This window comes from Nonomuraea sp. K271 (genome assembly GCF_009908215.1).
GTDB lineage: Bacteria > Actinomycetota > Actinomycetes > Streptosporangiales > Streptosporangiaceae > Nonomuraea > Nonomuraea longispora.
Window position 1 is genome coordinate 1 of sequence record NZ_JAAAHR010000220.1, and the last position, 13009, is coordinate 13009.

Below are 13009 nucleotides of genomic sequence, written 5' to 3' on the forward strand. Positions count from 1 at the left end.
CGCCTGCACTCAGCGATCGGACACCTGCCACCAGAGGAGTTCGAAGCTCTCTACTACGCTCAACACCAGCCCAACGAACCCGCCGGAATCAACCGTTGAGGTCTCCATCAAAGTCGGGGCGCTTCAGGATCTTGTCGTTTCAGGGGTTTCCGAATTGGGTTCGTCCTGGTTTGGGAACTGCGGAACGGGAGTCTGGGAAGGTCCGGGTGGTGTCAGGCCGCTGGTGGAGGACCGCGTTCGCGTCGTTGGACATGGCGAAGCCGACGCTCGGCTGTTTGCTGCGACACGGTGGTCTGAATTGCGGCTTATGGGGCGGGTGGTGGTCTGCTCCGGACTGTGGGTGGCGCGCGGTCGACGTGCTCTGTTGGGATCTCGAGGATGTCGGTGGAGGTGGCGGCGGCTTCGTCTGGGGGTTGCTGGGTGTGGCGCCACTGGTCGAGGAAGTGGTCGTCGGCGACCGTGACGAGCAGCGCGACCAGGATGGTCTGGGCGACGCGGCCGTGGGCGAGCCGGGTCTTGGGGTCGCCGAGGTCGAGGTCGTGTCCCTTGAGTCGGCCGTTGATGCCTTCGGTGTTGGCGCGGACGGGTTTGTAGGTCCTGATCCAGGCGGGAGTCAGGTAGGGCAAGTCCTGGCGGAACTTGTCGAGGTGCCCGAGGTCGTCCTTGCCCAAGGTGATGGTGTGCTGGCGGCAGATCTTCGGCAGTTCGCCGGCCTTCAGGTCGGGTTGTGGGGGCAGGACGCGGGGTTTTGCCGCGAGGTGAGCCGCTCGCTGTCGGGCGTCGGTCAGGTCGACTGCGGCGGGCCGGAGCGGCCCGCGCTGGTGGAGGCGATCGAAGCGAGGGCAGGTGAGCGACGGGGAAGTGTCTGCTGCCGGGCATTGGAAGCGGATGGCACCGCCAGCGTTCGTGCTCTGTTTGAGGCGCAGCAAGTACGGCTCTCGCGCGGTGATGAGCGCGGCGAGTTCGTCCGATGGGGTGCGGATGGCGGCGTCGTCCAGACCGGTGGTCGCCTGCGCGAGCCGGTCGGGCATCAGCGGGCAGGCCAGGGAGCCGTCGATGAGCAGGGCGCCGTGGGCGCTGCCTTGGACTCCCCGCTGATCCACTTTGTAGTCCAGGGCGAGTTGGTAGCCGAGCTGGCGTGCGGGTTGGGCGAAGTGGCCGGGTTGCTGATCGGTGTAGGCGCGGTCAACGACGGCGAAGCCGGTGGGCAAGCCGAGCGCGGCCAGGGGTTTCAAGGTGGTGATGGCGTTGGCGCCGATGCGTTTGTGCGGGGTGTCGAGGACCAGGCCAAGCGCCAGTTGCGGGAAGGACCCGGAAGCCGGGCGGGTGCGGGCGGCGACGGTGAGGGTGGCGCTGTAGCCGTATTCGGGTGGGCCGTTGCCGGCGGAGTGATGCCAGCCTGCGGTGATCTCGGTGGAGGCGATCATTTCGCCGGTGGAGCGGCGCGCTCGGGGTGGGCGGGCGAAAACTGGGACGGCGGTGGTGTCGATGCCGACGTCGCCGCGGAAGCTGGTCAGGTAGCCGCGGCCTTTGCCCCAGCGGACCGGGGTGAGCACGAGCGCGGTAACCAGGTGTTGCAGCAGGTTCCGCTTGCGGGTGGGGTCGGGATCGTCGTCTTGCCAGGCGGTGGCGAGCAGGTCGGCCTCGTGCTGTGGCAGGCGGGTGCGCCGGTCGTGCCGGGCCGGGTCGAGCAGGCTGGTGAGCCGGTCGAAGGCGCGGTAGAAACGCCGACTGTCGGCCAGGCAGGCGTGCGGATCGTCGGCAGGTGGCGGTCGGCGTCCAGCCCCAGACGCTCACGGGCGGTCGCGGACAGACAGAAGGCGGCAAGCCGCCAGGCTTCGGCCAGGGTGGCCTTGCCGCTGTGGTGGATCGAGACGAGCAGGCAGACGAGCACCGCCCGGATCGGAATTCCGGCTGGTCCGGGGCGGTGGCCGAGTTCGGCGTCGATCAGCGGCATGATGCCGGAGGCATCCAGCAGGCGGCTGTAGTGGCTTGCGACGGCGTCGGGGACCCGAAAAGCCTGCTTGGCCGGAGGGCGGGGTCGGGTGGCTCGGGCTCGGGTGGTGCGCGGCGGCCACGCGCGTGGCTTCGCCGTACTCAACCGTTGCGGCCGCGCAGCAGCGCGACCGCGGTGGGCTCGTCCAAAGCTGGGACGAAATGGTGGTAGCGGGCCAGCGCGGAGGCGCTCATCCCGGCCGCGGCGGCTATCACGCCCAGGTCGATCCGCGCGGTCAGCAGCTCGACGATCCACGAGGCCCGCAGTCGGCGCACCGACAGGGCGGGCAGGCCGCCGGTCGGTGGGTGCCGTGCGGTCCAGGTGCTGAACAGGTTCCTGGCGTGCCGGGCCGCTCGCCGCGACCGGAACACGAAGGTGTCGCTGTCCTGGTCGGCGGCACCGGCCAGGACGTCCTCCCAGGCGGCGCGGCAGACAATCAACCGCTGCGCGCCGGGGGCGGTGACCACGACCGCGCCGGAATCCAGGCGGCGCAGATGGTCGGTGCGGACGGCGGCCACCTCACCGGCGGTCAGCCCGCAACCGAAGGCGAGCGCCATCAAGGCCAGCGCGTCGCCTCTGGCTTGGCCGGGCAGGCGTTCGGCCCAGGAGCGCAACCGGCTGAGCTGGGTCGGCGAGTAGGGCGGGCTGACGGTTTTGGGGGCTTTCATCGGTGGCGGCGCCTGTTCGCCGCGTTCCAGCCAGGCCAGCGTGGCGCGCATGTGCCGCAGCCAACTGCGGTAGGTCTGCGCCGAATTCGGGGCCAGGCCGGTGCATTCGGTCAGGATGAACGCGTCGATCGTCTCGTGCCGCAGCCACACTTCCGGGTCATCCGGCAGGCCGGAGCGGTGACACCACACGGCCAGGCGGGTGGTCGCGGTGAGCAGCCGCTCGACCCGGCAGGGGGAGCGGTCGGCGCTGGCGGCGACCAGCATCCGCACGTGCCCGGCGACAAGGTCCCATTCCGGCTGGGGGTTCTGCGGCCGGTAGCCGGTGATCGTTGCCGAGGTTTCCGCGTCGAGGGTCACACCCTATCCATAGCGGCAAGACAACCTGCCGTTATGGAGGGCGACGACATCTACCGAAAGGAGCGCTTTGTCATGGTCGGAGGACGCGGGCGTTCCCGCTCTCCCCGGGATTTGGCCGAGGACCCGGAGAACTGGCCCCACGCGGATCTGTCCGGCCATGTGGCCGCCGCCGTCGTCCAAGCGATCGCCGCCACCTTGGCCGAGGTGATCGCCGACCAAGGGCTGAGTTTTCGACGCCTGGCGGTGCTGTCGGCGTGAACCGGCAGACCATCAATGACCTGGTCGCCGGGCGCTGCTGGCCCGACGTGGCCACCATCGCGCAGTTGGAGGCCGGGCTGGGCATCCGGTCGTGGCCGGTCTCGCCCGGCGGGTCCGGTGGAAGCTGACGTGCGGCGCACGCGGTTTCGCCCTGGCGAGGGCATCGTCGATCCTTCCCGCCTCGTCCCTGTCGGTGGCAGGGCAGGCGAAATCCGGGCTCGACGTCTCCCCAAGAGAACCCATCCGGGTTACTCTCGGGAATGCGGGAGCCACTGTCGGTTAGACCTGCTGGTCGCTCACGCAACCTTGGGTGCCGCCGAGACGCAACCTCGGCGGCACCTGCTCATGCACGGCATGGCCGTGATCAGGGAGGGATGGTCAATCGGCCTCCCCGGTCGGTGCGTAGCCGTTGACCCGGCGGCGATCGCGTAGAGGCCGTCCGCCTCCCGGCGTAGCCATCCATCAGTCACCAGTCGCTGCAGCCGTGAACGCATGCCCTCAACCTGGGAGCGTGTGTCCGGCTTGCCCAGCGCCTGCACGATCTCCCTCGCCCGCATCGGTCGCTCCGCCGTGGTCAGCAACGCCACTGCCTGCTCCCGCCAGCCGCGCAAGACAGGCAACGGCGATGTCGCATCCTCTGAATCATGAGGGTCGAGGCCAGGCTGCTCTCCGGCGTCCTCGCCGTCGTGATCGTCGAGCAACAGCAGGGTCTCCCGGGTTATGGACAACCGCCGGACCTGCTCTCCGGCTTCAGCCAGCCGTGTTCGCAGTTCATCCACCTGCTGCAGCGCGGACCTCTCGGCCCGGGCCAAGCGTTCCAGCAGCGACGTCACCATCGTCTCCCTGAAGACAAGTAGTCACACTCGCGCGGCGCCTTCACGCCATGCCATCCTGCAACTCCACAATGTAAACGGCAAAGCACTGACAGTAACGACCGCCTGGAAGATCCTTGCGAACGGGTCAAGGCGGAGACCCTGGGTTCCTGTCCGAAAACCCAACAGATCGCTCAGGCGGGCACGGGCTCCTGGTCAGCATCGTCAAAGGGTGGGTAGCTCTCGCTGGCCATTCGATCGGCCGCATCAATGTAGTCGGCAAGAGCGTCGCGGGATTGAGCGAGCCTGGCCATCTGCTCGTCCAGTCGCTGCAGCCGTGACCGCATCGCGGCCAGCAACTCGGGACATCCGAGCAGCTCCGGGGCCTCTCCGACCGCGCAGGGCAGCAGGTACGCGATGTCCTCAGAGGACAATCCGGCACCGAGCAGATGCCGGATCTGCTTCACCCGCAGCACTGCGCTCTCGGCGTACTCGCGGTAACCGTTCGCGCAACGGTCTGCCTCCAGCAGACCCTGGGCCTCGTAGTAGCGCAACTGATGGGCGTTCACGCCCGTCCGACGGCTCAGTTCCCCGATCAGCATCGAACCCTCACTTGACCTTCACACCGGTATCAACGTTGACGATGCTGCCATGAACAACAAAACCGATACACCCGTGACAGTCATCGGACTCGGACTGATGGGCCGGGCACTGGCCGGCGCGTTCCTGAAAGCCGGGCATCCCACAACCGTGTGGAACCGTACGACCTTCAAGGCTGACCAGTTGGTGGCCGACGGTGCACGGCTGGCGCCAACGGTTGGCGACGCGCTCCAGGAGGGTTCCCTGAAAATCATCTGCGTCACCGACTACCAGGCCATGCACGAGTTGTTCGGCGCGAGCGATAGCGAGCTGGACGGCAAGATGTTGATCAATCTGACCTCGGGCGACTCGGTCCAGGCCCGGGAAGCCGCCCAATGGGCCGAGCAGCGAGGCGCCCATTACCTGGACGGCGCCATCATGGCGATCCCATCGGCGATCGGGACCGCCGAGGCGGTGATTCTGCACAGCGGGCCGCAGTCGGACTTCGAGGCGCACAAGTCAACGCTCGACGCGCTCGGCACTGTCACCTACCTTGGTGCGGACCATGGGCTGGCGTCCCTGTATGACGTGGCCGGCCTCGCCATGATGTGGAGCGTACTGAACGCCTGGCTTCAGGGCACTGCCCTGCTCAGGACGGCCGGTGTTGACGCCGCAACGTATGCGCCGTTTGCGCAGCGGATCGCTGCCGGTGTGGCCGAATGGTTGCCTGGGTATGCCCAGCAGGTCGACAGCGGCTCCTTCCCGGCCGAGGTGTCGGCCCTGGAGACCGACGCAAGGGCGATGGCACACCTGATCGAGGAGAGCGAGGTGGTCGGTGTCAACGCCGAACTGCCGAAATTGATCAAGGCGATGGCCGACCGCTCGATCACCGCCGGACACGGTGGGGAGCAGTATCCCGTGCTGATCGAAGAATTCAGCAAACCCCGCAACGACTGACCGACCCCAATAGCGGGAGTACTCCAGGATCTCAGCGGTCTCGGTGAAGACAACGCCGTGCGGGATTCACGGGAAACGATCACCTCTATCCTGGGAAGAGATCTTCTAGGGCTACGACTCACCCCAGCTCAAACCCACTCGTGATCACCCCACCCAGGGCCGTTCTTGAGACGGCCGGACTGAAGTTGACGGGTTCCCGTCTGATCGTTGAGATCGGGCGGGATCTCGCCGTCTCAGGGGTTTCCGAATCGGGTTCGTCCTGGTTTGGGAGCTGCGGAGTCGGCCTCTGGGCAAGGCGCGGGTGGTGTCAGGCCGCTGGTGGGGAGCGAGATTCGGCCGTTGGGCATAGCGAAGCCGACGGTGAGCGCTCTGTTCTGAGGCGCAGCAAGTACGGCTCTCGCGCGGCGATCAACGCGGTGAGCTCTTTCGATGGTGTGCGGATGGCGGCGTCGTCCAGGCCGCTGGTGGCCTGGGTGAGCCTGTCGGGCATCAGCGGATTCGCCGCGGGGACCTGCCAGGAGCGCCATAGCAGGCGAAGTACAGCAGCAAGAGTGGCCGGTTGTTCGCCTCAGGTCGAACTCGCGAAGTTGAGACGCGATGCGCCATCACCTCTGCCGCACCAGGCCAGCGCTCCATGAGCACCCGTCCACTCGTCTTCCCCGTCGACGCCGCGGCGTACGGGAAACGATCACCGCCCCTTCGGGAAGCGATCTTCTCGACCTCCATTGCTCTCCTGTCCAGCCCTACGCGTGAACGCCCCGAGGAGGTCATCCGCGGCCCGTTGTCCGACAGCGAGCAGTACCGGGAAGGCGTCGTGGTCGGGCACCTGCCCGCTCGGCCAGGAACGCGTCGTCCTCCAGCAGATGGGCCTTGCCCAGCACCCGCAGGGCGCGCGTGTAGGCCACCTCGACCTGGGTGGAGGTCTCCTGGCGCCTGGCCCTGGGTCGACTGCCCGTCAGCGCCTCAACGAACACCTGGTACTTCATCCAGGGCGCCAGCCGCATACGCTTACCCGCCTGGCTCGCCTGCGTCTGGGACGGCTTGGGGTCCTTATGTGGTCCTGCCACCTGCTCCAACCTCTTCCACGGGATGATCAAACTACCCGCGGCTGACAGGTGTTTCGGACCGGAACTGGTTCATGAACTCTGACGCGGAAGGCACCCGCTCAGCATTGCCTCGAGCAGTGCAGACTTGGGATCGAGGTAGGTGACCCCTTCGACCAGCTTGAGATGCGCTGCACCAGCTAAACCGGCACCTTTGCCCACAAGCGCCTCCGGTTGCATCAGAGGCAACATCGTTGAGCCTCCTTCCGGAGGCTGCCACCTGCTTGCCGAAACACGTCGACTATTCGACCCGATAGCCAACCACCACCCCTTTGTCAGCGGCCAGTTCGGAATCCCCACGTACGGTTAGTTGTGATGTCACTGTTGGTTACGGCCGGGCTCGAAGTCTGGTACGACCGGTCATATGTGGATGGACGCGACCGGCTGTCGGGCCACATCGGTGCCAGGTACGGGCGATCAGCTGTCTGCGGAGTGGGCGTCGGCGAGGAGTTGTGCCGTGAGTTCCATGCAGCGCATCCGGGCGGGAGAGAAGTCGTAGGGCATCTTGGTGGTCGCTGTGGAGGCGCTCATCTGCGTGTCTTCTTCCCCTTTCAGGTCAGCGTCGTAGATCTCGAAGAGCTTCTCCTCGGCCGTGTCAAGACCAGCTGCCTCGATGGCCTGCTCCAGGGCCATTTGTAGGGTGCATCGCTGTACGGCGAGCTCTTCGACGCGCGGGTCGTCGGGTTCCACACCGTCGTCGAGGGCGGCCTCGGCCGCGTCAAGACAGTCCTGCTCGGCCCGCAGGTCGGGGCGGGTAGCCAGCACGATGAACACGCTGGCCTGGATGGCGGCGCCCAGCGGCCCGAAGATCCGTTCCGTGACCAGTAGCGCTTCAACGTCCGACGGTCGCAGTGCGCCCGGGGGCAGGTGGCTGAGCCGGTCCGTGACCAGTTCGGAGAGCAGCCCTAGCGGACTACCCACCGCCTGCAGACGCTGGACAGCCGCGCGCCGACGCTTGATGGCGGCCTCCTGCGCCGCCAAGGCTTCCTCTAGCCTGCTCAGGATCTCCTCGATGTCCCGGGCCTCGTCGAAGGCGGCCCGCATGTCGTCCAGGCCGATGCCGGCCTCTGCCATCTTGCGTATCCACAGCAGGCGGATCATGTCGTCGTAGCCGTAGCGGCGGCGACCGTCCCCGCCGCGCTCGGGCTCCGGCAGCAGACCGATCTCGTGGTAGTGGCGGATGGCGCGAGGGGTGGTCCCGGCGAAGGCGGCAGCATCACCGATCTTGACCTGGCGAGGAGGCGTGATGGAGGGGTACATCGCAGACAGAGCCTTTCGTGCTGTGGTGCCTCCACCACACCACATGCCGCTACGGCAGGTGCAACAACACCATCCAGGTGTCACCGGAGCCAGGCCCCTAGCTGCCGCCGGGACGGATCGAGAACGACGGACTTCCGGCAACGCGGAGTGACCATCCACGGCCAGATAGCTCCCCATCAAGTGGCCGCCGCTGGGGAATTCCAACTGGCCGCCGACACCCGTTCCCATCAGGCAGGATGAGTCGTTGTCCATTGCGTCGAATGTTGTGTCGGATGCAACTTCGCCTGTTGGGCACCAGACCACACCCAGCACATCGCCCGCCATTTGGCCGCCGCCATCACGGCTCAGCGGCTGAGTCTGCGCGCGCTGGCCGCCGCCTCCGGGGTCAACCGTCAGGCCATCGCCGACCGCTGGCGGACGCGCGTCCCCTTGGTCCCGGGCATGATCCACGTCGTGATCGGCGTCGCCGGCTTCGTCCTTGCCGCCGCCCGGGCTCCGGCCTGGACATCCGTCACGATCGGCGTCCTGTTCGGCATGACCGTGCTGATCGGATCCGCCGCCTGCTCCTGGTCCACACTCACGTCGATAGGGCGGCCAACTCGTCCTTGAACTCCTGATGGAGGCTGTACCACCACGCCATCGGCCAGTCGAACTTCGGCATGGATCATGTCCAAGCCCGCGCGATCGCTCTCGCGGCGAGAGCCGTCCGGCAGACGAATGCCAGCCACATCTCCGGCGACGAGGCGTGGGTGACGGTCGGCTTCCTCAGTGAAGGGAGCCCCCGCCCGCTGACCGCCTCGGTCGTGCACCCGGTGCGCATCGCCCGCGGCGCCGGCGTGTCGTGGGAGGTCGTGGGCGCCAGCGGCTCCAAGCTGAGCATCACCGCGCTGGCGGCGACCAGCATCCGCACGTGCCCGGCAATCTGTTCCCATTCCGGCGGGGCCTGCTGCGGCCGGTAGCCGGTGATCGTTGCCGAGGTTTCCGCGTCGAGGGTGACACCCCATCCATGGCGGCAGAACAACCTGCCGTTACGGAGGGCGACGACATCTACCGAAAGGAGCCGTTTGTCATGGTCGGAGGACGGGGGCGTTCGGTTTCTCCCCGGGAGTTGGCCGACGACCCGGAGAACTGGCCCCACGCGGACCTGTCCGGCCACCCGGCCGCTGCCGTCGTCCAGGCCATCGCCCCGGCTCTGCAAACTGTGATGGCCGAGCGAGGGCTGAGTTCCCGCCGGCTGGCCGAGATCAGCGGGGTGAACCGGCCGACCGTCAACGACGTGGCCGTCGGGCGTTGCTGGCCGGATGTGGCCACCATCGCCCAACTGGAGGCCGGCCTGGTCGTCCGGCATTGCGACGTCTCGGAACGCGCCTCGCCCGCGAGGTCATCATCGTCCCGAACGCGGGGCACCATCCATGGCTGGAAACACCCGACCAGTTCGGTGCAGCATTCCGCGCAGCAGTGGAGGGGCAGACCCGATGGGCCGACTGACTCACGAGCCCCAATCACTCAAACTTCGATGAGACTCGCTTACCTTCGCTGAGATAGAACAGGCGGGATCTTGTCGTTTCAGGGCTTCCGAATCGGGTTCGTCCTGGTTGGGGAGCCGCGGAGCGGGTGTCTGGGGAGGCCCGGGTGGTGCCAGGCCGACGTTCCCGTCACGAAGGAGCTGCACGAAAGAGGTGTGGCCAAGCTGGGAAAGAGGGCCGGGCAGAGTCGTCATCGGCACAGGCTTCGTTCGGCGGTGGTGGTAAGTGTCGCCGAGGTCTGGTCGAGGGGCAGGTTGCGGCCGGAGTGCAGCAGGTCGAAGCTGTCGAAGCTGGTCAGCAGCCAGAGCAGGTCGGTGGCCTGGTCGAGGGTGACATCAGGGCGCAGCGACCCCTGCTTGTCCAGGTGCTGAGCCAGCTCGGCCATCCCGGTGGCGCGGCCTTGCTCCATCCGCTGCACCGCGCCGCCCACCGCGGCGGTGTCCAGCAGCGCCATCGACGCAAGCACGCGCAACACGTCCCGGTGGGCCGCGTACATCTCGACGATCGCGTGGATCGCGCCGCGCAGCGCCTCGCGGGCGTCGGGATGGGCCGACGCTTGGAGCATGCGGTCGAAGCCGCCGCGCTGCAGCAGGTCCGCGCCGACCGCGTCGAAGAGCCCGGCGCGTGAGCCGAAGACGAGATAGACGGTAGGGCGCGCGACGCGTGCCATGCGGGCGATGCGATCGATGCTGACCGGTTCCGATGGCGCTTCGCGCAGCCGTTGGTAGACCGCGTCGAGGATGCGGCGCCGGGTCTCCTGTGCCGCCTCTGCGCGGAGGCGCTGTTCGTACTTCCGGGTGGCCATGGGACTCATCCTAGCATTGAGTTGACAGTATGTATTTTGGAATACATGATGTCGCTCTAAATCGAGGCGACGGTCGCCGCAGGACGGTGACAGTCGATCCCGACGGCCAATGCGAGGAGCCTGTTGTGCACGTGATGATCCGCTGGAAGATCAAGCCCGATCAGGTGGAGCGTGAACTGGAGTTGCTGCGTGCGGTCTACGAGGACATGCACGCGGTTCGGCCAGAAGGCCTGCGCTACGCCACCTTCCAGCTCGACGACGGGGCGACCTTCGTGGACGTGGCCGAGATGGCCGACGGTCCCGGGGTGTTGCAGCAGGTGGAGGCCTTCCAGCACTACCGGGCCACCCTGGACGAGCGGTGCGACGAGCCCCCTGCCGTCACCGTGCTGCACGAAGTAGGCGCCTACCGCTTCCCCTGACGTCACCCGATCAATGGTTCAAGGCCCAAGTCACACACGTATACGAGAGTTCCGGAAGGCAACCCGTCATGCGATCCACGATCCAGCCGCCCACCGCCGACCAGGCCGAACTCACCAGCAGACCGAAGGTGGCGATCATCGTCGGCAGCACCCGCCCGGGCCGCAAGGCCGAGGCCGTCGCGGCCTGGGTGCACGACCTCGCCGCCCGCCGCGACGACGCGACCTTCGAGGTCGTGGACATCGCCGACTACACGCTGCCCCATCTGGACGAGCCCGTCCCGCCGCGCGCCGGCCACTACAGCCACCCTCACACCCATGCCTGGGCACAGAAGATCGGCGCCTACGACGCGTACGTCTTCGTGACCCCCGAGTACAACGCCTCGGTCCCCGGTGCGCTGAAGAACGCCATCGACTTCCTGTACGCCGAGTGGAACGGCAAGGCCGCAGGATTCGTCGGCTACGGCATCCAGGGCGGTACTCGAGCCGTCGAACACCTGCGGCAGATCCTCGGCGACCTGGAAGTCGTCGACATGCCCACGACGGTCGCCTTGACCCTCGCCGACGACTTCCAGGACCACACCTACTTCACGCCGAGCGCCGTGCCGACCAAGAACGTCGCCCTCATGCTTGACGAGCTCGTAGCGCGAACCGCGCAATCGAAGGGAGCGGGGCGGTCATGCCCCGGCTGACGAGGTGCATCGCCGTGCCCACGGAGATCAGCGCGAACAACACCGCGCCGAGCGGCTTCAGGTCGTCGCGACAGCGCAAGTGCCGGCCATGAGCGTGGTCGGTCAGCCGGGCGTAGGCGGCCGATCGGGCCAGCATCTCGTTGACCAGCTTGGCCTCTCACGCTCACCCGTGGCGTCGACGACCTTCGTCCAGGCGTCGAGGACGGCGAGGGTCTGGTCAAGGTCCGACGGTTCGACGGGGCGTTCCAGCACTAGACCGGCTGTGCCGCAGCGGTCGGCGAGTTCATCGGCGCCCGCCGGTGGGGCGGTTCGCCAGTCCCGCGGCGAAGTTCACCACGTCCGCGCTGTAAGGGTTGAGGTGCACAAGCTCATTACATCAGCCTGTTCGTCATGACGCGCACAGCAACAGAGCACGATATTTCGGAACTCGTCCGCCTCCGGGCACTGTTCTTCGACGACCTCGGCGGCGACTTCTTCAACCCCGCGAACGTCGGTGACGACTGGCGCGACGCGCTCGCACGCGTTCCCAAGCAGAAGCTGACCGAACCCGACTGCCGGATCCTGGTCGTGGACGGCGACACGGGCCTGGCCGCCTGCGGCATCGGCACGATCGAACAGTGGTTCCCCGGTCCCCACTCCCGCAACGGGAGGATCGGCCACGTCATCGGCATGGTCACCGACCCGTCGTACCGGCGGCGTGGGCATTGCCGGGCGATCATGCTCGGTCTGCTCGACTGGTTCCGCGACCGCGACGCCGTACGGGTCGACCTCACCGCCTCCAGCCAGGCGGAACCGCTCCTGCCCAGCTCTTGGCGGTGTTCGCAGGCCCAGCCCCGCAGGACCATGCAGGCGCAGTCCGTAGCCTGAGGCGCGGTGTCTCTTCATCGGCCCTCATCCACCCGTTGGCCGGCAGTCGTCGCCGTCGCGGTCGGTCGCCAGGGTGGCGCGGATAGCGGCGATGGGTACGGTGGCCTGGGCTCAGGCGGTCATTCGGCCGTTGCGGTGGCGATCGCTGCAGGTCGGGCGCGTGCCTGGGCCTGATGGCGGTATCTGCCTGGCGCGAGGTGGAAATGCCTTTTGAAGGCGTTGGCGAAGGCGAACTCCGAGGTGTAGCCGACGCGGGCAGCCACGGCGTCCAGGGAGGAGGCGGGTTCGAGGAGGAGCCGGGCGGCCATGGTCATGCGCCACCAGGTCAGATAGGTCAGGGGTGGCTGGCCGGTGAGGGAGCCGAAACGGCGGGAGAAGGTGGCCCGGGACATCCTTGCCCTGTCGGCCAGTTCCTGCACGGTCCAGGGGTGGGCCGGGTCGTCGTGCATGGCGTTGAGCGCGGCGCTGATGTCCGGCGCTGCCAGCGCTGCGGCCCAGCCCGTCGCGGTCCCGCCTCGGGGGTGCGCCTCGAACCAGACTCGCAGGACGTACAGGAGAAGCATGTCCAGCGCCACGGGCAGGAGGGCGGCGGCGCCGAGGCGACGGCTGTCGATCTCGGCGCCGAGGACCTCCACGGCTGCCCGCAGCCCTGCGTGGTGGCCGGGGCGGGCCGGGATGTGGATGGTCCCGGGCAGCTCGCGCAGGAGGGGGTG

At 67.5% G+C, this 13009-nt stretch carries 18 protein-coding genes; 9 read left to right on the top strand and 9 right to left on the bottom strand.

The window, feature by feature from the left end; genetic code table 11:
* Positions 1 to 305 precede the first annotated feature (305 nt).
* Complete coding sequence (locus tag GUY59_RS42490; protein ID WP_138207665.1) at positions 306 to 1556, bottom strand: hypothetical protein; 1251 nt, start codon at positions 1554 to 1556, stop codon at positions 306 to 308.
* 15 nt (positions 1557 to 1571) lie between these two features.
* Between GUY59_RS42490 and GUY59_RS42495 the strand changes: the two genes are divergently transcribed.
* Complete coding sequence (locus GUY59_RS42495; protein WP_138207667.1) at positions 1572 to 1988, top strand: hypothetical protein; 417 nt, start codon at positions 1572 to 1574, stop codon at positions 1986 to 1988.
* A 109-nt stretch (positions 1989 to 2097) separates the two neighbouring features.
* Here GUY59_RS42495 and GUY59_RS42500 read toward each other — a convergent pair whose 3' ends face one another.
* Positions 2098 to 3021, bottom strand: coding sequence for a hypothetical protein (locus GUY59_RS42500; RefSeq protein WP_138207669.1), 924 nt, complete (start codon positions 3019 to 3021; stop codon positions 2098 to 2100).
* A gap of 33 nt (positions 3022 to 3054) precedes the next feature.
* Here GUY59_RS42500 and GUY59_RS48015 point away from each other — a divergent pair, with 33 nt between their 5' ends.
* Together GUY59_RS48015 and GUY59_RS50335 are read left to right on the top strand one after the other, a co-directional pair.
* A complete protein-coding gene (locus tag GUY59_RS48015; protein ID WP_201762011.1) occupies positions 3055 to 3279 on the top strand; it encodes a hypothetical protein in 225 nt (74 codons plus the stop codon).
* Positions 3276 to 3407 (top strand): hypothetical protein, encoded by a 132-nt coding sequence (locus tag GUY59_RS50335; protein WP_269129073.1) that lies wholly within the window; start codon positions 3276 to 3278, stop codon positions 3405 to 3407. The genes GUY59_RS48015 and GUY59_RS50335 overlap by 4 nt, the downstream gene beginning before the upstream one ends.
* A 168-nt stretch (positions 3408 to 3575) precedes the next feature.
* On the opposite strand, the gene GUY59_RS42510 is transcribed toward GUY59_RS50335, so the two are convergent.
* Together GUY59_RS42510 and GUY59_RS42515 are read right to left on the bottom strand one after the other, a co-directional pair.
* Positions 3576 to 4112 (bottom strand): hypothetical protein, encoded by a 537-nt coding sequence (locus GUY59_RS42510; RefSeq protein WP_138207671.1) that lies wholly within the window; start codon positions 4110 to 4112, stop codon positions 3576 to 3578.
* Between the two features lie 173 nt (positions 4113 to 4285).
* A complete protein-coding gene (locus GUY59_RS42515) occupies positions 4286 to 4693 on the bottom strand; it encodes a MerR family transcriptional regulator (RefSeq protein WP_138207673.1) in 408 nt (135 codons plus the stop codon).
* A gap of 49 nt (positions 4694 to 4742) precedes the next feature.
* Between GUY59_RS42515 and GUY59_RS42520 the strand changes: the two genes are divergently transcribed.
* A complete protein-coding gene (locus GUY59_RS42520) occupies positions 4743 to 5627 on the top strand; it encodes an NAD(P)-dependent oxidoreductase (RefSeq protein ID WP_138207675.1) in 885 nt (294 codons plus the stop codon).
* Positions 5628 to 6394: 767 nt separating this feature from the next.
* Here GUY59_RS42520 and GUY59_RS42525 read toward each other — a convergent pair.
* The 3 genes from GUY59_RS42525 to GUY59_RS42535 all read right to left on the bottom strand — a co-directional run bounded on the left by GUY59_RS42525 (position 6395) and on the right by GUY59_RS42535 (position 7990).
* Positions 6395 to 6694, bottom strand: a complete 300-nt coding sequence (locus tag GUY59_RS42525; protein WP_138207677.1) for a hypothetical protein — start codon at positions 6692 to 6694, stop codon at positions 6395 to 6397.
* A gap of 69 nt (positions 6695 to 6763) precedes the next feature.
* Positions 6764 to 6922 (bottom strand): hypothetical protein, encoded by a 159-nt coding sequence (locus tag GUY59_RS42530; protein ID WP_161715002.1) that lies wholly within the window; start codon positions 6920 to 6922, stop codon positions 6764 to 6766.
* A gap of 225 nt (positions 6923 to 7147) precedes the next feature.
* Positions 7148 to 7990 (bottom strand): MerR family transcriptional regulator, encoded by an 843-nt coding sequence (locus GUY59_RS42535; protein WP_138207679.1) that lies wholly within the window; start codon positions 7988 to 7990, stop codon positions 7148 to 7150.
* Positions 7991 to 8314: 324 nt separating this feature from the next.
* Between GUY59_RS42535 and GUY59_RS48020 the strand changes: the two genes are divergently transcribed.
* Both GUY59_RS48020 and GUY59_RS42545 read left to right on the top strand, forming a co-directional pair.
* Positions 8315 to 8599, top strand: a complete 285-nt coding sequence (locus GUY59_RS48020) for a hypothetical protein (protein ID WP_201762012.1) — start codon at positions 8315 to 8317, stop codon at positions 8597 to 8599.
* A gap of 50 nt (positions 8600 to 8649) precedes the next feature.
* Complete coding sequence (locus tag GUY59_RS42545; RefSeq protein ID WP_138207681.1) at positions 8650 to 8949, top strand: hypothetical protein; 300 nt, start codon at positions 8650 to 8652, stop codon at positions 8947 to 8949.
* A 757-nt stretch (positions 8950 to 9706) separates the two neighbouring features.
* Here the strand turns inward: GUY59_RS42545 and GUY59_RS42550 are convergent.
* Entirely contained in the window at positions 9707 to 10321 is a 615-nt protein-coding gene (locus GUY59_RS42550; protein WP_138207683.1) for a TetR/AcrR family transcriptional regulator, read from the bottom strand.
* A gap of 125 nt (positions 10322 to 10446) precedes the next feature.
* On the opposite strand from GUY59_RS42550, the gene GUY59_RS42555 reads away from it, so the two are divergent.
* The 3 genes from GUY59_RS42555 (at position 10447) to GUY59_RS42565 (ending at position 12296) form a co-directional block, all read left to right on the top strand.
* Positions 10447 to 10740, top strand: a complete 294-nt coding sequence (locus GUY59_RS42555) for a hypothetical protein (RefSeq protein ID WP_138207685.1) — start codon at positions 10447 to 10449, stop codon at positions 10738 to 10740.
* A 68-nt stretch (positions 10741 to 10808) separates the two neighbouring features.
* The gene (locus tag GUY59_RS42560; RefSeq protein WP_138207687.1) at positions 10809 to 11429 is read left to right on the top strand and encodes an NADPH-dependent FMN reductase; all 621 of its coding nucleotides are present in this window, start codon (positions 10809 to 10811) and stop codon (positions 11427 to 11429) included.
* A gap of 390 nt (positions 11430 to 11819) precedes the next feature.
* Positions 11820 to 12296 carry a GNAT family N-acetyltransferase gene (locus GUY59_RS42565; protein WP_201762013.1) on the top strand — a complete coding sequence of 159 codons (477 nt, stop codon included), beginning with the start codon at positions 11820 to 11822 and terminating at the stop codon, positions 12294 to 12296.
* Positions 12297 to 12415: 119 nt separating this feature from the next.
* Here the strand turns inward: GUY59_RS42565 and GUY59_RS42570 are convergent.
* Positions 12416 to 13009: helix-turn-helix transcriptional regulator (locus tag GUY59_RS42570; RefSeq protein WP_161715003.1), on the bottom strand; the 594-nt coding region annotated here is incomplete at its 5' end.